This window comes from Lentibacillus kapialis (assembly GCF_014646635.1).
GTDB classification, from domain to species: Bacteria; Bacillota; Bacilli; order Bacillales; family Amphibacillaceae; genus Lentibacillus; species Lentibacillus kapialis.
Genome location: NZ_BMNQ01000010.1, coordinates 34,635 through 55,640, shown reverse-complemented (window position 1 = coordinate 55,640; position 21,006 = coordinate 34,635). Strand labels below are relative to the sequence as shown.

At 43.1% G+C, this 21,006-nt stretch carries 22 protein-coding genes; 5 read left to right on the top strand and 17 right to left on the bottom strand.

The window, feature by feature from the left end; genetic code table 11:
- Positions 1–133: 133 nt before the first annotated feature.
- Positions 134–496 (bottom strand): holo-ACP synthase, encoded by a 363-nt coding sequence (acpS, locus tag IEW67_RS06060; RefSeq protein WP_188632170.1) that lies wholly within the window; start codon positions 494–496, stop codon positions 134–136.
- A gap of 190 nt (positions 497–686) precedes the next feature.
- On the opposite strand from acpS, the gene IEW67_RS06055 reads away from it, so the two are divergent.
- Positions 687–1,445, top strand: a complete 759-nt coding sequence (locus tag IEW67_RS06055; protein ID WP_188632169.1) for a rhomboid family intramembrane serine protease — start codon at positions 687–689, stop codon at positions 1,443–1,445.
- Between the two features lie 29 nt (positions 1,446–1,474).
- Here the strand turns inward: IEW67_RS06055 and IEW67_RS06050 are convergent, their stop codons facing one another.
- The 3 genes from IEW67_RS06050 to cshA all read right to left on the bottom strand — a co-directional run bounded on the left by IEW67_RS06050 (position 1,475) and on the right by cshA (position 5,565).
- Complete coding sequence (locus IEW67_RS06050; RefSeq protein WP_188632168.1) at positions 1,475–2,911, bottom strand: PH domain-containing protein; 1,437 nt, start codon at positions 2,909–2,911, stop codon at positions 1,475–1,477.
- Positions 2,904–3,383 (bottom strand): PH domain-containing protein, encoded by a 480-nt coding sequence (locus IEW67_RS06045; RefSeq protein WP_188632167.1) that lies wholly within the window; start codon positions 3,381–3,383, stop codon positions 2,904–2,906. The genes IEW67_RS06050 and IEW67_RS06045 overlap by 8 nt, the downstream gene beginning before the upstream one ends.
- Positions 3,384–4,074: 691 nt before the next feature.
- Positions 4,075–5,565, bottom strand: a complete 1,491-nt coding sequence (gene cshA, locus IEW67_RS06040; protein ID WP_188632166.1) for a degradosome RNA helicase CshA — start codon at positions 5,563–5,565, stop codon at positions 4,075–4,077.
- Between the two features lie 694 nt (positions 5,566–6,259).
- Here cshA and IEW67_RS06035 point away from each other — a divergent pair.
- Both IEW67_RS06035 and IEW67_RS06030 read left to right on the top strand, forming a co-directional pair.
- Positions 6,260–7,165: a DMT family transporter gene (locus IEW67_RS06035; RefSeq protein WP_188632165.1), complete on the top strand. Its 906-nt coding sequence runs from the start codon at positions 6,260–6,262 to the stop codon at positions 7,163–7,165.
- 142 nt (positions 7,166–7,307) lie between these two features.
- A complete protein-coding gene (locus tag IEW67_RS06030; protein WP_188632191.1) occupies positions 7,308–8,162 on the top strand; it encodes a DegV family protein in 855 nt (284 codons plus the stop codon).
- A 126-nt stretch (positions 8,163–8,288) separates the two neighbouring features.
- Here IEW67_RS06030 and IEW67_RS06025 read toward each other — a convergent pair whose 3' ends face one another.
- From IEW67_RS06025 to IEW67_RS06000, 6 genes are all read right to left on the bottom strand, one after another.
- A complete protein-coding gene (locus IEW67_RS06025) occupies positions 8,289–9,002 on the bottom strand; it encodes an alpha/beta hydrolase (protein WP_188632164.1) in 714 nt (237 codons plus the stop codon).
- A gap of 99 nt (positions 9,003–9,101) precedes the next feature.
- On the bottom strand, positions 9,102–9,443 hold the full coding sequence (locus IEW67_RS06020; protein ID WP_188632163.1) for a YppG family protein: 342 nt from the start codon (positions 9,441–9,443) through the stop codon (positions 9,102–9,104).
- Positions 9,444–9,526: 83 nt separating this feature from the next.
- Positions 9,527–9,799 (bottom strand): glutaredoxin family protein, encoded by a 273-nt coding sequence (locus tag IEW67_RS06015; RefSeq protein WP_188632162.1) that lies wholly within the window; start codon positions 9,797–9,799, stop codon positions 9,527–9,529.
- Between the two features lie 546 nt (positions 9,800–10,345).
- The gene (locus tag IEW67_RS06010; RefSeq protein ID WP_188632161.1) at positions 10,346–11,116 is read right to left on the bottom strand and encodes a PepSY domain-containing protein; all 771 of its coding nucleotides are present in this window, start codon (positions 11,114–11,116) and stop codon (positions 10,346–10,348) included.
- A 93-nt stretch (positions 11,117–11,209) separates the two neighbouring features.
- Positions 11,210–12,517: a HAMP domain-containing sensor histidine kinase gene (locus IEW67_RS06005; protein WP_268238647.1), complete on the bottom strand. Its 1,308-nt coding sequence runs from the start codon at positions 12,515–12,517 to the stop codon at positions 11,210–11,212.
- 41 nt (positions 12,518–12,558) lie between these two features.
- A complete protein-coding gene (locus IEW67_RS06000) occupies positions 12,559–13,248 on the bottom strand; it encodes a response regulator transcription factor (RefSeq protein ID WP_188632159.1) in 690 nt (229 codons plus the stop codon).
- Positions 13,249–13,555: 307 nt separating this feature from the next.
- Between IEW67_RS06000 and IEW67_RS05995 the strand changes: the two genes are divergently transcribed.
- Positions 13,556–14,182, top strand: a complete 627-nt coding sequence (locus IEW67_RS05995; RefSeq protein WP_188632158.1) for a VOC family protein — start codon at positions 13,556–13,558, stop codon at positions 14,180–14,182.
- A 188-nt stretch (positions 14,183–14,370) separates the two neighbouring features.
- On the opposite strand, the gene IEW67_RS05990 is transcribed toward IEW67_RS05995, so the two are convergent.
- The 7 genes from IEW67_RS05990 to IEW67_RS05960 all read right to left on the bottom strand — a co-directional run bounded on the left by IEW67_RS05990 (position 14,371) and on the right by IEW67_RS05960 (position 20,645).
- Positions 14,371–14,691 carry a thioredoxin family protein gene (locus tag IEW67_RS05990; protein WP_188632157.1) on the bottom strand — a complete coding sequence of 107 codons (321 nt, stop codon included), beginning with the start codon at positions 14,689–14,691 and terminating at the stop codon, positions 14,371–14,373.
- Positions 14,692–14,762: 71 nt separating this feature from the next.
- Entirely contained in the window at positions 14,763–15,575 is an 813-nt protein-coding gene (locus tag IEW67_RS05985; RefSeq protein ID WP_188632156.1) for a DUF368 domain-containing protein, read from the bottom strand.
- A 133-nt stretch (positions 15,576–15,708) separates the two neighbouring features.
- Entirely contained in the window at positions 15,709–16,884 is a 1,176-nt protein-coding gene (locus tag IEW67_RS05980) for a CapA family protein (RefSeq protein ID WP_188632155.1), read from the bottom strand.
- 251 nt (positions 16,885–17,135) lie between these two features.
- Positions 17,136–17,795, bottom strand: a complete 660-nt coding sequence (locus IEW67_RS05975; RefSeq protein ID WP_188632154.1) for a class F sortase — start codon at positions 17,793–17,795, stop codon at positions 17,136–17,138.
- 27 nt (positions 17,796–17,822) lie between these two features.
- Complete coding sequence (locus tag IEW67_RS05970; protein ID WP_188632190.1) at positions 17,823–19,178, bottom strand: copper amine oxidase; 1,356 nt, start codon at positions 19,176–19,178, stop codon at positions 17,823–17,825.
- Positions 19,179–19,321: 143 nt separating this feature from the next.
- Entirely contained in the window at positions 19,322–20,089 is a 768-nt protein-coding gene (locus IEW67_RS05965; protein ID WP_188632153.1) for an anti-sigma factor, read from the bottom strand.
- A complete protein-coding gene (locus IEW67_RS05960) occupies positions 20,079–20,645 on the bottom strand; it encodes an RNA polymerase sigma factor (protein ID WP_188632152.1) in 567 nt (188 codons plus the stop codon). Before IEW67_RS05960 ends, IEW67_RS05965 begins: the two co-directional genes overlap by 11 nt.
- Before the next feature lie 177 nt (positions 20,646–20,822).
- Here IEW67_RS05960 and IEW67_RS05955 point away from each other — a divergent pair, with 177 nt between their 5' ends.
- Complete coding sequence (locus IEW67_RS05955; RefSeq protein ID WP_188632151.1) at positions 20,823–20,981, top strand: YfhE family protein; 159 nt, start codon at positions 20,823–20,825, stop codon at positions 20,979–20,981.
- Positions 20,982–21,006: the final 25 nt, after the last annotated feature.

Genomic DNA, 21,006 nt, shown 5'->3' with positions numbered 1-21,006 from the left:
ATGAGACAACCTTTTCAATTATGCAAATCCACTCGATTAGAAAAACTCGGCATTCGCCTCGCCTTATAGCAAATGCCGAAGCTTTCTTATAAGGTCATCCATCATTTATACTTTCTGACGTTACAAAGAAAATTCACTCTGTCACTTCTATAACAACCTGCGCAGCTGCATAGTCTCTGCTATGCGTAATGGATATGAAGATGTTCCAGTTTTCGCAGCCGGTAACATGCATTACCGGTGCACCATATGTATCTGTTGTCACGTCGATGTTTTTAAAACTCAATTTTCCGATACCCTGTCCGGCTGCCTTTGAAAACGCCTCTTTGGCAGCGAATCTGCCGGCAAGATATTCAATCTGTCTTCGATTATTCTTCAACGCATCATAAATTGCCTTCTCCGATTGTGTCAAAATTCTACCGGCAAATCGCCCGTTTCGTCGCACACTATGCTCTATCCGGTCCAGTTCAATCAAATCAATCCCTATACCCTTTATCATAAAATCGCTTCCCTCTCTGCGGAATATTGTATATCATTATGCTAAAAGCGCGTATTCTAGTAAGATTAAAATGGTCATACTATAGAATGCCATACTATTATAATACTACCCTGGAGCACCTGTTCATAAAACCTGGGTTTTGAAAGCCTTAAGAACAGAAGCATTTTCCGAAAAGGGAAGGAGAACCATCATGTTTATACGGAACGAACGCAGCGTTAAGGAATTTATACAATTATATCCGGCAGTCGCCTGGCTAGTCATTATTCAGTTAGTGCTTTGGCTTCTGACCGGTTTTTTGCAGACTCCGCTCGGAAACTGGATTAGAGAATGGGGGATGGGAGTCAACTTCTATATCAGCCAAGGTGAATACTGGCGGTTGATAACAGCGATCTTTTTCCATGCCGGTCTTATGCATGTTCTGTTTAATTCATTCGCACTTGTTCTATTCGGGCCTGCTCTGGAACAGATGCTCGGTAAAATGAAGTTCATCACCGCTTTCCTTGGAGCAGGTCTTATCGGTAATCTCGCAACGTTTCTGCTTGGCCCGACACTTTACTCACACGTAGGTGCATCGGGAGCCATTTACGGGTTGTTTGGTATTTATGCATTCATGATCGCTTTTCGCAAGCATTTAATCGATCCTTCAAGTACTCAGATTGTCACTATCATTTTAGTGATTGGTCTGATCATGACATTTTTACGATCAGGCATTAATATTTATGCTCATGTATTTGGCTTTATCGGCGGCTTTGCGCTCGCCCCGCTTCTATTGAATAATGTCCGACCGTATTCGCCAAGGCTAGGGCGGCAATACGTTGACGACGGATCCATTCAGTTTGATCCTGATCGCTGGCAAAAAAAACAGCGCAATAAAAAAGTGTTCCAAAGAGGTCTCTGGATTATCCTGGGGATCCTCGTCATACTTGGACTATTCAGCAGAATATTGTAAAGGAATCGGCTATAAAAGCCGATTCCTTTTTAATTTCTCCGAGAGTACCAATCCGATAATTCATCGGTATGTGTTTCCTCAAGATCTTTAATGGTAAAGTGTGTACCCGTCCCCATTGTTCCGACTATTGAGAGTGTCATACTGGCAAGCCTCTGCAAACGCTGCACTTTATGCTGTTTTTTCTCAAATGCCTGAATCCGTTTATGATACAGCATGATGGTATTTCTGCTGAACACACGATGCCTTATTGTCAGCCTTTGGCCCTCTACATTAAAACCGCCATCCCTATGACGGAGCCATCCCAGGAATATGCCACCAACCATTAGCAGAAGAATCGGCACCCAGACAAACGATGGAAGGAAAGTGGCTACTACTGCAACAATCAACAGAAACAATACTGAGGAACGCAAAATATAAAATTTCCGTGCCCGCCTCGGCAATGGTGTCAGCTCATGCTGAATACCTGCATAATCCGGCAGGAAGGTTTCCAGAAACAGTTCCACCTCATCCCGCTTCATAATTGGAAAAAGAATCGATGAAAAATCTTCCCCTTTATCCATGGAACCGCCAGCGATTTCTGCAAACACTGTCACATAGCCGAGCGGCTGTCTGATCACGCTTTCCTGAATACCTACAGCCTGGATCCGTTTTAACGGTATGGTCGATTGCTTTTTTTCCAAAAGACCGCGCGTGATAAACAGCTCATTTTCAGTTTTCGTAATCGTAAATTTGCCATATTTAATCATCGTTCCGGCAATTCCCAATAGCCAAAGAAGTAATAAGATAAATATGGCCATCGCCATTACAATGATGATTCCTAATCCGATGACCCATTCCAGTGTCTCATCATAAAAGGACTCCGGAATAAATTGTTCAAGTTCGGAAAAACCGGCTGCTGCCAGGGCCATAATGACTCCGATACTCCCTGATGTCGTCCCTGCGATAAATAACCGCTTAAAGCTGATTGTAGAGGACGGGTTCAATTCCTCAGCTATTTCTTCAGGGAACTCCCCTTCTGCAGCCTGCCGGGATGCGGATGTTTTTAATTCTGTCCTGAGAGCTTCCCCTTCTGCCAATTTAACCGCACTGAGCGAGGCTTCAGCACTCGTTCCGGACCCTGCCGTTTCAATCTGCACCTTTGTCAATTTAAAAATACGGTGAATGATGCCTGATGTCAGATCGATCGATTGAATACGGTTTTTGGATATGTAACGTTTCTTTCGGATAAAAACGCCATATTCAATCCGCAGTTCATCATCTTCAATCCGGTACGTGTAGCGATACCATGTCAATACACTGGACACGATAAAAATAATCACGAGACCTGCTAAAATCAGACCGAAATACAACAATGATTCATCCCTGAATGTAATAAAACCAAGGATAATGGCAAATAAAAACTCCCTTATCGTTTTAATCAAATTAAAAATAATAGCTGCCGGGTGTAGTCGTTTCGCTTCAAACATCGTCTTCATCCACTCTCGCCAGCGCTGAAATCCTGTCTCTTAACTCTGATGCGTCCTCTTCAAGCAGGGCCGGAATTTCATGCGTGGTGGCAGCAGTCGAAATCTCCACACTTGCCAGGCTATATTTTTTCAGAATCGGTCCCTGCTTTGTATCGACGTGCTGTACACGGATCATCGGTACAAGCGTGCGAGACACAATCAGGATTCCGTGCTGAATATAAATCTCCTGCTCGAACACTTCATAGCGCCATCTCTTCCAGTGCAGCTTAGGTAGAATAAACACAAATAAAACAGTCGTTATCACACTGATTAAAACGGCTCCGGCGGTATACCAATAAGAAAATTCAAATATAAATGTCAATACGAAGAGTGCAATCGTTATTAGCCAGATTACCCCTTCAGCGATTGCAGCCGCTATTTTCCATGCTTTGATGGCATCGGGCGCAATCCGGTTGACCGGTGGCTGTCGCATACTTATCGTTTCCCCCATTTAAAATTAGTTCCTATATCCTATACGGATTTATATTATCAAAGTTCCGACACTTTTAACAGATAATATCTGTTGTTCCAAGCAAGAAAACCAGGATCTTCTCTTGGCGCATCATTAGAAAAACCGATAGTTCGTATTCCTGTCCATGTGCGGGATACCACCTCTCCCAACACGTTTCACAGCTGAACCCTGCCTCGGGAATATCTCCCCAGCCCAGGCTTGCGTTTCCAGGAAGCAAATAACGGAAGGAAGAATCCGCCGAGGCCGGATTTTCTGTACTAAACGGATCCTCGTTCCGCTAAATAGACATAAATCACCCTTTTTAGTGCCATAATGAATCCTCATTCCGCTATTCAGGTAAAAACTCGGCAAAACGGGAACAAAAAGACAAAATAACGGAATGAGGATCCGCTAACATGCTTAAATTGACTTAATTGATGCAAATAGCGGAAGGGAGGATCCGCCAAGCTGGATGATTCAAACCACCTGGCCTGTCCAATAGTGAGGTACGCTAAAATACCATCGTCTTGGGTATTGTGGTAAAATCAAATTTTATTCTTATTTTCTAAGAAAAACGCGGCATTCGCCTCGTCCTTATAGCGAATTCCGAAGTTTTTCTTCTTTCTGACGTTATAAAAAGACCCGGAATATCCCCCGGGTCTTTAATCACCATTTAATTATTCGAATGACGGTTGCGGTGCTTCTGATAATTTCCTTTACGATTTCGTCCGCCTTGTTTGCGCCCGCCTTGTTTGCGCCTTCCCTGATCACGTTTGCCATAAAATTTCTTGTTCTGTGGTCCGCCTTTATTGTTCTTGCCACCACGCTGCTGTGGTTTTTTTACGCTGATTGGCTGAACAGACGAAATCTTGACAGGAGCATTTCGGCGCTCTTTCGTCATCATTTTCAGAGCCGCAGCCACAACTGTCATGGAATCATAATCCTGGAGCAGCTCGCTGGCGGTTTCCTGATAGTCCTGCAAATCCTGCTGGCTGATTTTTTTCCGCAGTTTGTCTGCTGCGGCTTGCTGCTGCCCACGTCTGGCCTCTTGATAAGTCGGGGGTGCCATCCGCTTCATTTTGCTTTTTGTCACTTTTTCAATCACGTTTAAATGTGCGACTTCCCTGGGCGTAATAAACGAAATGGCTTCCCCTGTGCGGCCTGCCCTGCCGGTACGTCCAATCCGGTGTACATAGCTTTCAGGGTCCTGTGGAATATCAAAGTTGTACACGTGGGTCACTCCTGAAATGTCCAGGCCACGTGCAGCCACATCTGTAGCCACCAATACATCAACACGGTTATTTTTAAATTTATTCAAGACGGACATCCGTTTTCCTTGTGTCAGATCTCCGTGAATCCCCTCTGCACGGAACCCGCGTGCCTGGAGTCCGTCGGTGATTTCATCCACACGTTTTTTTGTCCGGCTGAAGACAATGGCAAGTTTTGGTGCATAGAAATCTAGATGATTTGTTAATGTATCAAATTTCTGCTTCTCGGGAATTTCAATAAAATACTGATCGATGTTTTCAACCGTCATTTCTTTCGCTTTCACTTTGATTTCTTTAGGGTTTTTCATCAGATTCGTGGCAATGTCGCGGATTTCTTTTGGCATCGTTGCGGAAAATAACAATGTCTGCCGTTCTTCAGGGATGTTTTTTAAAATATCGCGAATATCTTCAATGAAACCCATGTTCAGCATTTCATCCGCTTCGTCCAGCACAGCTGTCTGGATATTTTCAGTCCGGATTGTTTTACGCCGCATATGGTCAAGCAGTCTTCCGGGTGTTGCAACGACGATGTGCGGTCCATCCTTCAGAGCACGTATCTGGCGTTCCATATGCTGGCCGCCGTAAACGGACATGGAACGTACACCTTTGATTTTACCGAGTCTGTTCAATTCCTCGGCTACCTGTATTGCCAGTTCTCTTGTCGGAGCCACGACCAATCCTTGAATTTTACGCTGCTGGGGATCGATTTTTTCAATCATCGGAATGCCAAATGCAGCGGTCTTGCCCGTTCCTGTCTGTGCCTGTCCGATTGCATCATTTCCTTCAATAGCAAGCGGAATCGTTTCCGCCTGGATTGGTGTTGCTTCTTCAAAGCCCATTTTTTCCAATGCTTTCATAATGGCCTGTGAAATATTTAACTCATTAAATGTTGTCACTTTACAAATCTTCTCCTTCTTTATTTCAATATATCAGTTAACGTATGATAGCTGTAAAAAGAGGCTTTTCCTAGTAATGGAAAAAGGCCTCATCATGAACTCTCATCCAAAATAACAGTTATTTCATATTAACACAGTCACTTGGTGAATATCCACTACTTCCTATAATGATTTTTTATTCGGCAGATGGTAAAATATAAAGAAGCACTTCAATCAAAAGAAGGTTTTTCAACCTAGGAGTCTTAGACAAAAGTGATTTTATTAAAGAAAAATCCGTTAGAGCGTACACCGCTCCGGAAAATTACCTCGTCTTCGCGCACTTTTAGGGCGTGTTCAAAAAGGAGGATAAAAGGACCAAGAAGTTCGAGGCGGCGCAGTTTCGAGCAGCGGAGAAACAAGCCAACGAAGAAATTCGAAGTGTCATGTTTACCGGACTTTTAGAACAACCTCTTTTAGGGCGGATGGTGAGCCTCCTCGTGCTGACACACTGCGGGGTCTCACCGAGGCCTTTCCTCCCGCAGTCTACGTATACCGCTTAAGCGGAGCATTGTTCGTCTTTAGTATTGTATATCTTAGTTATGTCCAAGACTCCTAGCTGCATCGTATAACTGGCAGTTGGCTCCCACCTACGTGGCTCCGCTGCCGGTTATATACGGAAAAAATCATAACAAAAAAGCTAACGAGGAGGTTACCTATGCGAATCCCTCCGTTCAATCCATATATTCCGGTCGTTATCGGTGTCATCTCTGTTTCATCCTCAGCCGTTCTGGTTAAGCTTGCTGATCAAGCACCTTCAGCTATTATTGCAAATTATCGTCTGCTTTTGGCCGTTCTCATTATGGCGCCATACATTTTGGTGAAAAACCGTGACGAGTTCCAATTTATTCAAAAAAAGGACTGGCTGTTCTCAGCACTTGCCGGTATTTTTCTTGCATTTCACTTTATTGTCTGGTTCGAGTCCCTGGATTATACATCTGTGGCAAGCTCCGTGGTTCTCGTGACATTGCAGCCAATATTTGCTTTTCTGGGAACATACTTCTTTTTCCAGGAACGTTTTTCATACGGAGCAATCATCAGTATGATCATTGCCCTATTGGGAAGTGTTATCATCAGTTGGGGCGACTTCCAAATAAGCGGCATCGCTCTGTTCGGCGATATGCTTGCACTATTGGGCGCAGTCATGATCACCGCTTATTTCCTGATGGGACAGCAGGTAAGAAAACGCTTATCGCTGATGTCGTATACTTTCATCGTATATGGAATCAGTTCGGTAACACTTTTATTGTATAATCTGGTCGCTGGCAATTCCTTTTTTGGATATTCCGCCGATCATTGGCTCGTTTTCCTGGCATTGGCTATCTTCCCGACCTTTCTTGGTCACACTTTATTTAATTGGGCATTAAAGTGGTTAAGCACAGCTACCATCTCAATGGGAATTGTGTTTGAACCAGTCGGCGCATCCATCCTGGCCTACCTCATTCTGGGTGAGACGATTACATGGTCACAATGGCTGGGCGGCTCAATCGTCCTTTTCGGTTTGTTCTTGTTCATCATGAGTACAACAAAAAAACGAAAAGTCACCATATCGCAACGGCATTGAGTGTAAGGACTTTACTAACAGAGCAAAGGCATTATGAATAAACAGTGGTTTGGCTTTTTCCTAAAACCTCGCCAATTAAGCACTCCACAGTGTAAAAACTGTTATAATAGACACACATGTCACAATTGAATTGGGTGAAATGATGCATATACAATTAATAACCGACGGAGGAGCGGACATCCCGGAACGTTTGGATGATGCGCTGGACATAATGGTTGTGCCACTCTATTTATACTTCCGGGACGAAGAATTTAAAACCAATTTGACAATGGATTCGGCAGCGTTCCACCGAAGAATGGCCGAAACACATGAAGTGCCGCGATCCTCTGCGCCAAGTCCGAATGACTTTTACGAGGCATACAAGCGAGTAAGCCTCGAGACACCCATTATTATGCTGAGTATCTCTAAAGGTTTGAGTGTCACATATGAAAATGCCGTAATGGCTAAAAATATGTTGCTTAAAGAGGAACCGGATAGACAAATCGAGGTGATCAACTCCAAAACTGCATCCTGCGGGCTTGGCCTTTTACTGCATGAAGCAAAGAAAAAAATAGACGAAAATTATTCGTTTGAAAAGCTCGTTGACCATTTATACAAGCGGGTGGAGCAGACATCTACGCTTTTTGTGTTGAAAACACTGGAAAATCTGATTCTTGGCGGACGGCTTGACCGCGTGAGAGGTACCATTGCCAAAACATTGAACATTAAGCCGTTGATGCGCGCAAGTGATGAAGGGTATATCGAGGTTACTGAAAGAGTCCGCGGTGATAAAAAATCGATTCGGCGATTTGTTGAACAAATCGGTGAGCATACCAAAAACTTCGAGAACAAGATCATTACCATGACACATTACAACGCTGAGGACCGAGCCAAGAAAGTCCTTGCAGATATTCGGGAAAAATATCCCTTCAAGGATGTCCATCTTACAGAGATGGGTCCGTTGATTGCAACATATGCCGGTGAAGGCGGCCTCGTTATTTCGTTTTTTAAAAATTAATCACCGGGAGAAAATCCCTTAGAAAAACTCGGCATTCGCCTCGTCTTATAGCGAATGCCGAAGCTTTTCTTATTAGGTCATCCATCATTTATACTTTCTGACGTTAGAACATAAAAAGGAGGATGCTTATAATGGGACCACATCCTCCTTATTTTCACTTATCAAAAAGTCATAGACCATCTTATTCAATGTAACATTGTCATCACCCAGACAAATCAGATGCCTTGAGCGCTCAAAAAACACCACTTCTTTTCGCTCTGAGGTGATTTCTTTATCCAAATAATAGCCGGTTTTATATGGCACCATCATATCCTGCTGCCCGTGAGCAATCAATACGGGTGATGTTACTTTATTTAAATAACGGCGGGTGAACCGGACCAGTCTGAGAAATTCAATATTTGCCTTAAACGGCACTGTTCCCCATTTACGTTTATAATGCAAATATAAATTATTCTGTTTGAGTTTTCCCTTCAATCCATCAGTAACCACACCTTTAAAGTCTCGTATTATTTGCCTGAATGACAAATATTTACCTGATGGCGCCAGCAATACCAGCTTATCCACATTATATTTGGAAGCCAGGTAGGCTGCTATCATACCGCCCATTGAAAACCCGATAAGATATATTGTATCCGTTTTTGCTTTCAGTTGTTTGAGTGACTCTTCTGCCGCCGTCAGCCACTTCTTATGTGACACATTATCCAATGCTAGTTCGCTGCCATGGCCGGGAAGCGTCGGCACTTTAATGAACCAATCTGTATATTTTTTCAAGTAATCCGTTAATGGTCCGACTTCATATGGGCTGCCGGTATATCCGTGAATGATCAGACATCCAGTCATGTCATATTCTCCTTAAATTTCGGTATATCTTCATTTTTCCTTATCTGCACGTATTCATTCACACCAAAATCATCCGATAATGCCAATCCCGGATAATGATCAAGAATCCCCAGACCTGTTTAATATATCACCTGCTTGCTTAATCATCGGAGAAATCTGCTGGACTGTATCTGCTACTTGTCCGGCCGTTGTCAGTATTTTGTCAAGGTCAAGTTCACCGTTATGGTCCTGGAAATAATACAAAAGGGTTTGCCTTGCTTGATGGGTAGATGCGGCAGCAGAATCGGAGTCAGCCATCGAACTTACAGGCTGCTTCGGTTTGGCATAAACCTCAAATGCCGTTGGATAGTTTGATGCGCTGATTGAATGAGACTTATAAGGGTTAAAATATGGCTGACTGTTGTCCGAAAACGGCCGATGAGGGTAGGAGCTTCTGAACATAATAAACGCCTCTTTCAATGATCTTACGTTATCATATGTGAAAGCATCTTAAGATGTGTCGTATCCTCCCTCCCCGGCCATCACTATCGGTCAAATGACATATACGATTGATATTGATCGGCTATACCCAGTGCTTGTTTAATTTTATTAAGTTGAGTGCCCAATACAACTCTTTCGTCTACAAATGTTGCAGGTGTACCATATATTCCCGCTTCCTGAAGTTCATTCAAGTATTCTTTATATTCGGTTACATTGCACTGTTTGTAGTTGATATCCCATTGACTCAATTGATCCAGTAACTTCTCACACTGTGAACTGTTTTCACTGGTGTACACAATTACTTCATGGTCGCCCATTTATGTGCCCCCTCTTTCTTACTTTACATTGATTTATTTAGCTTTTTCATATATTCCCGCTTTGTAACAAATTAAACACATTTTTACAGTATCATGACATAAAACGCTTCCTCGTATTTTTGCTTATTAAAAAATGAAGAAGCAAACCTTCTGCTTAATCGGTTTGCTTCTTCAAACTATTCACTAAAAGCAGAGACCCCCGTCCCTACTAACCATCATAAAGATATTTAACAATACCCGCTATGATTCACATCACACCTCGGATGATTTTTTAATCATTGGAATATGATTCGGTAAAATTTTTATGTCATCCGGCGTGTTCCCATCAACTCCATCCATATCACAATTTTAAACGAGACAGCTCATAGATGTGAGGAAAGAAGCTTCCAGATTTAGAAAAACTCGGCATTCGCCTCGCCTTATAGCGAATGCCGAAGCTTTTCTTATAAGGTCATCCATCATTTATACTTTCTGACGTTATAAAAAAACGCCCTTCAAGATAGTATTCCATATATCTTGAAGGGGCTATAGGCAGACCTTGTTAGCTTATTTGTTGTCTTCATCGGCATCATCATCGCCGTCATCATCATGATCGTCACTGTCGTCGTTATCATCGTTTTCATCGCTATCGTCATGATCATCGTCGTCATCATGATCGACTTCCTTTACCAGAATGTCACCGGTATAGGCATTGATTTCGATATCAGCTTCTTTCTTTTCGGACCTCATTTCGATTTCATAATACAATCGTCCATCATCTTCATCTAGTTCCAGCTGAGTAATGGTGCCTGAAAAAGAATCTTTTGCAATTTTTTCCGCCTTGGCTTTATCAACTGCGGCCGACTTTTGTGGCTTGTTATTTTTATTATCGTTGTCGCTATTGTTTTGACTTAGTTCCATCCGTTCATTATCGTCCTGATTGGAGTCGTTTTTAGCATCGTCCGCCTGAGCCGTTTTATTCCCGGTGCGATCTCCTTTGTTGTCCTTTTCTTCATTGTTCTCCGCTTTATTTTGATCTTTATCAGCGTTGGCGGTATATTTCTCCTCCAGTTCCATAACGTCGCCCGTATTGCCATCCAGTTTAATCTCGTATTCTTTATTACCATCATGTATTTCCGCTTCGTATACTGACTTTGTGCCTTCTTTATCCAGTTCCAGTTCGGATACATCACCCGGATACTGTGAGTTAATTAAATCTTTGATTTCCTGACGGTCCATTTTGGGTGATGCCTCTGAAGCACTTGACTGAAGCATTCCCAATCCAAGCGCGGAAATACCCAGCATAACAGCTAATACAAAACCAATCTTTCGTTTCATATGAAATACCTCCTCATTTGTTTTCTAATGGTATGATAACCATTGCAAATGAAAGGACACTGTGCATCACATTAAAAAATGATGAGAAAGCCATTAACCTTTCTGAGAAACCGGCAGCTGTATCCTAAAAACAGTCCCTTTGCCAGGTACACTCGAAACGGTGAGTATACCCTCGTGTGCCTCTACTATGGTCCTTGCTATGGATAGTCCCAATCCAGTGCCCCCTGTCTCTCGGCTCCTCGATTTGTCGATCCGATAAAAGCGGTCGAATATTTTTTCCTGTTCTATCTCAGGAATTCCCGGCCCATTGTCATGTACCTTCACTTCAGCATGCCGCACGTCTTGGCTCACAGTGAGTTTGACAGCATCCTGACTATATTTCACCGCATTATCCATTAATATATAGACAACCTGCTGCAGCTGATCGTAACTTCCCTTTACTTGAAGGTTATCCGCAGTTGTACTAAAGAAAATATTCCTGTCATAGGCTTCTTTAAACGTCTCTGCTGTTGACTGGCACAGCTCAACGATATCGAACGGTTCATACACTTCTCTGTCCTTATTTCTGGCCAGCAGCAGCATCTGCTCGACCAACTTTTGCATCCTATCTGCCTGTGACTCAATGGCTTGAGTTGACTCCACCAACAGATCCGGGTTATCGCTTCCGCGGCGCTTCATTAGCTGAGAATAGCTTTTGACAATCGAAATCGGTGTTTTCAGCTCATGAGAAGCATCTGAAACAAACATTTCCTGCCTTTCAAAGTTTTCTCGCAAATGGTCTATCATCCGGTTAAATGTTACTTTCATATCATACAATTCATCTTTTGATTGATCATCCTCATTGATCTTTTTCCAGTTACCGTATGTGGTGTTTTCCTTCATAGCGGCGGTCAGCTCCCGAATCGGCCGTACAATGAACCTGGAGAGAAAAACGCCTGCTACAATGGTTGGAATCAGTATGATCACTGATGCGACAGCCAATACGAAAAGCAGTCTTTCCATTGTTGATGTATGTCCCGTCAGATGCTTATAGACCTGAATCGTAACAACACTGCCATCTTTCCAGATAATTGGTTTGGAGACCATTGCAAAATCCGGCTCATCACTTCTCGAGATCACGGACTTTGATTCCGAGGTCACATACTTCGACGGCAGCGAACCATAATCACCCGCTCTCTTAACCCGAACAATATCGGATCCGTCCTTATCAATAACTCTTATCATACCTTCTTGCGGCAAAAAGGCCTTAAGCATATCGTTTGTCGATATATCCGGGTTTTCCTTCAATGTTTGAACGATTTCATGCGTTTGCGTACTCAAGTCCTCAAATTCCCTGTCCAGAGATATGGTATGAAATAAATAATAAATAGACGTATTAACTAGCAAAATTAATACAAGCATAAATAAGCTGGAAAAAAGCCGGATTTTAACGGAAATTCTCATTAAACATGTTCCTTTATGGTATAACCAACGCCACGCACGGTCTGTATATATGGCTGATCAAACGGCTTGTCGACCTTCTGGCGCAGGTAGCGAACATAAACGTCAACCACATTGGTATCCCCAAAATAATCAAAGCCCCAGACCTGTTCAATTAGTTGATCTCTGCTCAACACGACATTTTTATTTTTCAGCAAGTAGACAAGTAAATCGAATTCCCTTGGAGTCAGGTCAATAAGCTGCTCATTCCGGTGTATTTCCCGGGCATCGACATCCACAACCAGGTCTCCGACACTCAGCTTTTCGTGCTGCCGGGCTCCTTTGTGCGGTTGACGAAGTTGCGCTCTGATTCGCGCCAGCAGTTCCTCAATTTGAAACGGCTTCGTTATATAGTCGTTGGCACCTTGATCCAAGCCGTTCACTTTATCATAAACCTCATCTCGTGCTGTCAGCAGAATGATCGGTGTGGATTCATCAAACCTTCGCACACGGCGCAGTACCTCCATCCCGCTCAATTCCGGCAGCATAATATCAAGCAGCACGAGTTCCCACTCCTGATCTGTCAATAGCTCCAATGCACTTTTCCCGTCATGGACAACGGTTGTCTGGTAGTTTTCATAGTCCAGTTCAAGCTGCAGCACCCGGCTCAATTTTTCTTCATCCTCGACAATCAATATATTCGGTTTCTCCATGTCACACTCACCCGTTTCCATTAGCTTTTGTAGACACTATATCAAACATTCGTGTAAAAGTGGATAATCAGAGTGTTTGACTCGGCTAATTTGTGACAGTTTGAGCCGGAATTTTGTGAACTTGAGCCAGGAATTTGTGAACTTGAGCCGAAAATTTGTGAACTTGAGCCGATTTCGTGACAACTTGAGCCAAAACTGTGAACATTTAAGCCGAATCTGTGACAACTTCAGCCAATTGGTTGCAAACAAGTGTAAATGCTTTCCAGAAATATGTATTTGAAATACGATAGCGGTAGGAGGGATTATTATGCTTGCGATTGATCACATTGTTATCGCCGCCAAAGACCCGGAAAAGGCGGCAAATACTTTTGGAAGGAAACATGATGTTACGGTTATAAAAGGCGGCCGGCATACAAACTGGGGTACATACAACTATCTTGCTTATTTTTGCAATGACTGTTATATCGAATGGATTGGCATTTTTGATGAAACAACTGCAGCCCGGTCAGAGAATCCGTTAATTCATTTGCTTTTCAGAGAGCTTGCGGAGGGAAATGAAGGACCAATACAGCTTGCCTTCAGAACAGACCAGATGGATAAGGATATTAAGAATCTGCAGGAACTCAATATTCCATTTACAGGCCCAATTCCCGGTAGTCGCAACCGTCCGGACGGCAGCCTTCTGGAATGGCAGATGCTTTTTCCGGAAAGAGAGCGGGGGATTTTGCCATTTCTGATTGAATGGGGAAAAGTAACCAATACACCGCAGGATTTGAACCTGATTAATAACAAAACGATTAGCTCGATTTCAGTCCCCGCAACAGACACTCACGCATTCACATCCGTCTATCAATTGCATGTTACCAATCAGACAGCCCAGCTCGAAAATGCAGAGCTGGAGCTTTCAACTGAATTGCGCTTTTCGATAGGCTGACCCGTGCACAAAATTGCCGGCATCGCACCACTGCTTACGACATGGCACGTTCCATCTACAATTATAACAACCGCCGGCATTCACCTTTTAAACATGAGAAAACTGCCGGCCATTGATCAAACGTTTGTTTAATCTACGCAATATCTCACAAAAAATAATCACCCTTGAATCAAGGGTGATCAATAATCTTATGCCAATTGCTGATGAAGAAAATTACTGACCGAATCCGGTGTTTTCGTATCAGCACTGTGCTGATGAGCAATTTTTTCACCATCTTTAAATATTAGGATACTCGGTATGCCCATGACGTCATATTTTGCTGCAATGCCCTCTACCTCGTCACTGTTAATTTCATACCAGGCATAATTGTTAAATTCATCCATAACCTCACCGATAAACATATCCATGCGCTTACAGTCCGGACACCAGTCCGCAAAAAACTTTACAATTACCGGCGCATCAGACTGTATAATCTCATTAAACTGTTTTTCTGTATCAATATGCTTCATATTGGTAACCCCCTCAAAAACATGCTATCTATCATTATATCCAGTTTTCAGCCGTATGTCTTTTAGTTTGTTTACTCATATTCAAGTTTTCCAAGCAGATAAGCTGCAGCCAATCCCATGGCAAACATGACAATACTTGATATGACCAATGAGATATTCCCCGGCCAACCCGGGAACACGACGAAAATTGAACCGATTACCATACCGATAATAACAGCAAAAGTACCAGTATAATAGTTGTTTAAAAAGAAATTAACAAGTTTACTCATGAAAACAATCCCAATCACAATACCTGCACCGGTGATGGCGATAACATCGAGCTGTAAATCACTGATGGCTGTCATAATCGTTGAGAACATACCTAAAATCAAGAGCATTAAGGAACCGCTTATTCCGGGTAAAACCAATGCACTGCTGGCAACGAATCCGGAAAAAAACAGCTGGATATAGGTGGATGCGGTCAAATTTTCAACAACGGGGCCCTCACTGGCCTGAAAGAAGCCCAGTAAGCCAACAATCAGCGCACCGATTAAAAGCAGTATGATATGGTTAATCTGAAACTTATTTTTTGCATCAGCTTTATGGAACAAATAAGGCAGCACACCCAAAATCAGCCCCAAAAAGAAGAAGTTTGTCGGTTCCGGATAATGCTTGAACAGCCATTTAATCACATTACTCAGTAAAAATATAGCCGTTATGATCCCAATGCCCAATGGGATCAAAAAGGTTAATTGTTTTTTCCAATCCTTGGTCATGATTCCGTTGATAGCTGCAATCAGCCGCTCATAGATACCGAGCAGTACAGCGATTGTTCCCCCGCTCACACCGGGGATGACATCACTTGCCCCCATCAGCATACCGCGATAAATATTTTTCCATTCCATTATGCAAAAGCTCCCTTGTCCAGCACTCTAATAAAAATTATAAGACAATCATATCAAATTATGCTTATAAATCACATAAAAGGTTTATCGCCGGTATTATTCACCTTTATAAGAATTCAGGCGGGTCATTACCTCACGGCTGCTCTTCTATAAATTCCAATTCCGGTACCCACTGGGCCATATGCTTTTTGATTTCCTGATAATGTTCGCCGGCATCTGCCCATTCATCATCAGTCAATTGATACATCGGGACTACCTCGTAATCGGTCTCATTCCGAAATTTCACAAACGTCGGAAGTAGTTTTGGAGCTTTCACTTGAACCGTTTCTTCCTTCCCGTTCAATGTTTTCTCGATCGTAAATTTAAAAACGCCCCCTATCCGGCGGTAAAACTCATCCTGTCCGGAGAGGAAGTTACCGAGTGAATAGGCAACAAGCGTCTTGTGACCATTTTTTCCTTCAACCCAGTCAATCGGCTGCAGAACATGTGGATGATGACCTAATACAACGTCCACTCCCTTGTTCGCGGCAAATTGCACAAGGTCTTTTTGCCCCGCAGTCGGCATTCGTTTATATTGCTTACCGTAATGCAGACTTAGTACAACAGCATCTGCTTGCTGTTTGGCTTCCTTAATCCGTGCCGCCATCAGATCTTTATCAATCAAATTCACTACAAAACTCTTCCCATTAGGCACTGGTATTCCATTTGTACCATAGGTATAAGCCAAAAAAGCTACTGAAATACCTTCGTCTGTTTCATACACACGCAGCTTATTGCTATCAGCCTCACTGTTATAAGCCCCCGTATACATCATATCAATCTTTTTCCAATGTTCGATGGCATTCCTAATGGCTTCTTCCCCGCGATCCAATGTATGGTTGTTGGCAAGGGAAACAATATCGACCCCGGTGTTCTTTAGAGCATCCCCAACTGCAAACGGACTATTGAATGCCGGATAAGTCGATAGCCCCAGCGCCTGACCTCCAATCATTGTTTCCTGATTGGCAAAGGTAATGGTTGTATCATTCAGATACGGTTTAACCTTTTTTAACATCGGCATAAAGTTAAATCCGTTATCTGTACGGGCATCTTCGTAGACGCGTTTGTGGATCAGTATATCCCCGATGGCAGAAAGTGTTATGGTTTTATGTCCCGTTTCAGGCTTTCGCGTTTTTATCTCCCCGCCCCGTTCTGCTGTATCGTGATGGCCCGCGTCTTTTGATGTTTTCTGTTCGTTTCCGGTGCATGCCGCCAGCAGCAAACAGATTAACAGCAACAGCAGTGCCCGGATTGTTTGAGTACGTGTCATACATCGTTCCCCTCTCCCCGGCCATTTTGCCTTAATCATAACATGACAATGGGCAAAAAACGATATATATCGACATATATCCGGAGGTTTGTGTCGATGTTCATTCTCTTTCTGCCGCTGTTTGCGCTCGTTGTTCTGATAAAATCCTATTATGGTTCATGTCACCTGAAGCGACTATCTGAACCTCTTTCAGTTTGTAGCGTTAGAAAAAGACGATCCTTATACAAGAATCGCCTCATTCATTATCGTTATTATTCTTTTAGTTCGGTATACACAACGAGCCGATCAAGATGGCTTCCTTTTGAGTGGTCAAAAGTACCCGTGCAGGTAACCAAATTTAACATGCGTCTGGATGTATAGCCAAAAATGTCTTCCACCGGTGCATCATTCATTGGAAAAACTTGCTTATCAACGACTTCGAATACTAATTTATCCCCCTCGTCATTGAAAACTTCCACTTCGTCACCTTTTTTCATATCTTCAAGGTCAAAGAAGACGCCCGGTCCGGTTTTATCATCCACGTGGCCGTCAATGACAGCGCTCCCCCGCTCACCTGGTTTTGATCCGCGGTCAAACCAGCCGGTGAGCCGGAAATTCTCGGGAACGCCCATTTGGCCGTTATCTTTCAAACCTACTTTTTCAACAGCCGAATCAACCCCGATACTGTCAATTTTAATCGTTTCCGGAACAATTCCATACGATGGATCCTTGATGACTGAAGATGACGTTGTCTCTAATTGGTCATTATTCTGATTCCCGTTCTTATTTTCTGCTGAACCATCTGTCTTTTGGGTGACTTCCCCTTGAACTTGAACTTCATCTTTATCCTGCTGACTGAAGGAGCCCGTGCTTTGCGTCTGCCCGCAGCTGACTAACAACATCAGCAGCAATATGCTTATGAACTTCCACATTCCGCACGCCTCCTTCAGAAATTAACATTACTTATCATGATTTGCTGTGGTATATTTGCGGATTGCTGCCAATGCCGCCAGTGCAAAAACACCTGCGCCCAAAATCCATGCCCACATCATGTCATTATTTTGTTCAGCCATAGTACCCATTCCGGTATCAGGCATTTCTGACGGCATATCACTTGCAAACTTATCAGAATTCTGGGCTACGATTCCCGAAGACAACAACTTAGCCGCCCCATACATATGTCCGTATGCATCGCGTGTCTGGCTGAATGCTTCATCATAGGAACCATTTGCATAGCTATCAAATGCACCGATAAGCTGATTGACGTGTGTTTGAAGTCCTTCAGCCATGGCAGAGGCTTCTACATTGCCGCCGGTCGCCTCTTCAATGAAGGCTGAGAAATCTTCTTTATACATTTTCAGATTGTCCATTGCTTCTTGTTTAGCTTTTTCATCTTCTTCTGCAGTCGCATTTACATAGTCGACAAAATAACCGATATGCTCTGACCACATATCTTCAAACTTTTTACCAGCATCTTCCCCATACACCGATGCAATGGCTGCAGACAGATCTTCCGTGTTACCGCTTAACGCTTTGGTTGATGCTTCAAAATCCGCCGTTCCTTCAATCCCATTCTGCATAGCAATGGCCGCAATACCAGCATGTTCTGATAATAGTTTTCCTAAATCTGCACGCAAATCTCCGGCAGGCGTGACGGCCATGGTGTTATTAAACTGATCCGGCATTTGATCAACGACAGCTGATGATAAACCTTTTGCTACCATATGCATATGGCCAATTGCCTCACGCTCATGCTTATAAGCCTGCTGGTAATCCTCTGCTGCATAACTGTCAAATGCGCCGATTAGTTGATCCACATGCATTTGCAGACTATCTGCCAATGATCCGGCCTCAAGACGTTTATCTGTTGCAGTCTCCAGAAACTGGGAAAAGTCTTCACGATATTGTGATAAATTATCCAAAGCTGTCTGCTTTGCTTCTTTATTTCCTTCAGCTGTTGCATTCACATAATCAACAAAATAACCGATATGTGCACTCCACATGTCCTTAAACGATTGACCTGCTTCATCACCATAAACTGAGGCGATCGCTTTGCTTAAGTCCTTTGTGTTCGACTTTAGTGCGTCAACGGATGCCTGAAAATCTTCTGATCCATCTGCCCCATTACGCATCGCTTCAATTGCCAGGAATGCGTGCTCACTCAGTAAATGACCCAAGTCAGCTCTCAAATCAACTGCGGCTGTATCAACAGAAGGATTACTGTCTGATGCTTCAGCACTCACCGGGACCCCTGCAGCTGAAAATATGAGCGCCGCACTCAATGGCGCTGCGACTAAAGTTCTTTTCCAATTCATCATGAATCCTCTCCTTTAATAGATTTTTATTTTGTTTCTATCAAGCTAACGGAGCAAATTCATAATTGGATCACTCTTTTTCCGAAAAAGTTGAGAAAAAATCCGGAATGCACTGTCATGGGAGCATTCCGGATTTATATGTTTTATAGTGATGAACTCAGCAGTATTTCTCCCTGTGGTGTCTGGCTGTTTGCATCGGGCTCTTTGGTAATGGCAATCGTGTCGAAGTTGTGGTCTCCCTCGTAATTCATAACGTACGATACACCGCCATCCCCATCTTCATTTGGAACAAAAGTACCGGCGCGATAGGGTTGTTCATCTTCCAGAACCCATACTTGATACGTTTCTTCGCCTTCCAGTTCCGATAGTCCTGCTGCCTGGACGACCAGATTCGTTTTATTATTTTGACCAATCATCATAGCGGTGGCCCTTGCATCCACACCTTCAGAAGGTTGCAACGTCCTCACTGTTTCGAGCGTGTCCAGTGAAGCATCTTCCTCCGGCTCAGGCGCTGGTTCAGTTGCTTGCTCATTATTCGTTACATAAATCACTGCTGCACCGTTCCCGACCAAGGAAAGTGTCAATACAGCCGCGACTAATGGTTTATACCATCCTTTTCGTTTTTTGAAGGGCTCATTCTGAACGTCCGAAACCGAAACATTAGATTCCTCATAACTGACTTCATCCACTGTTTCCTCAATAACATTCGATAAGATACGTTCTTTCATGCCGCTTGGCGGATCAACAGCCTCACTGCTGTATGGCAGATCTTCAGTCAGTTGTTCAAGTTCTGCCAATTCATTCCGGCAGTCTTCACATTCTGATAAATGCGCTTCAAACTCCGCCTTCTGCTCTTCAGTCAGCTGGTTATTAAAATAGTCAAGCAATCGATCACATTGATTAACCGTCATCCTGAACCCCCCTTTCCTGCTTTGATGCCAATATTTCTTTTAAATGCTTTAAAGCCAACCGGACTCTTCCTTTAACGGTTCCTAATGGTATATTGCATGTTTTAGATATATTGGTCTGTGACATACTTTTAAAGTAAAATAGTTCAATCATTTCCTGTTGCTCTTCCGTCAATTGTTTGACTGCTTTTCGAACCTCTTCACCACGCTCCTGCCACTCAACGGTTTCCTCGGGAGTCGGTTCCTGCGTGTGAAGGGAATCCCGTTCTTCCAGTTCATAAGTCGGCTCTTTCTTTTTGCGCAATAAATCTATACACGCATGTCTCGTTACCGTTAATAACCAGGAAGAGAACTTACCTTTTTCTTCATCAAAATGTCGCTGCTTTGACCAGATCTTGGTGAAGACATCCTGGACAGCCTCTTCTGCAAGAAATTTGTTATTGGTCATCCGGTACGAAAAAGAAAACAGCAATTTCTCATAGCGATCGTATAACTGTTCCAATGCATCTTCATCTTTACTCTGGATACGATAAAACAATTCTGCATCTTGTTCTCGCATAGCATACTCCTTCTCATCCTATTGACGTATATTTATCAGAATACCACAGTGTTTTTTGGAATGAAAAAGGTTTATACAGCAAACGAATCTAATCGCATTTTGGATCACCATGTTTAACACTGATATTGGCTGGGAAAAGTTTGATTAGATTCAATTTTAATAGAAAGGACATCTACTATGCGAAAAACGCAATACCAACCCACCAAAGGAAGGCAATTCTCAGATGCGCAGGAAGTGCATTATACCAAAGCTTTCAAGCGGGCAGACATAGCCGGCGGATTTAGGGGACCAAACGTCAGAGATGCTAAACGTGATAATCCTGAATTAAAAGAATAAGATACATTGCCAAACGTACTCTGTT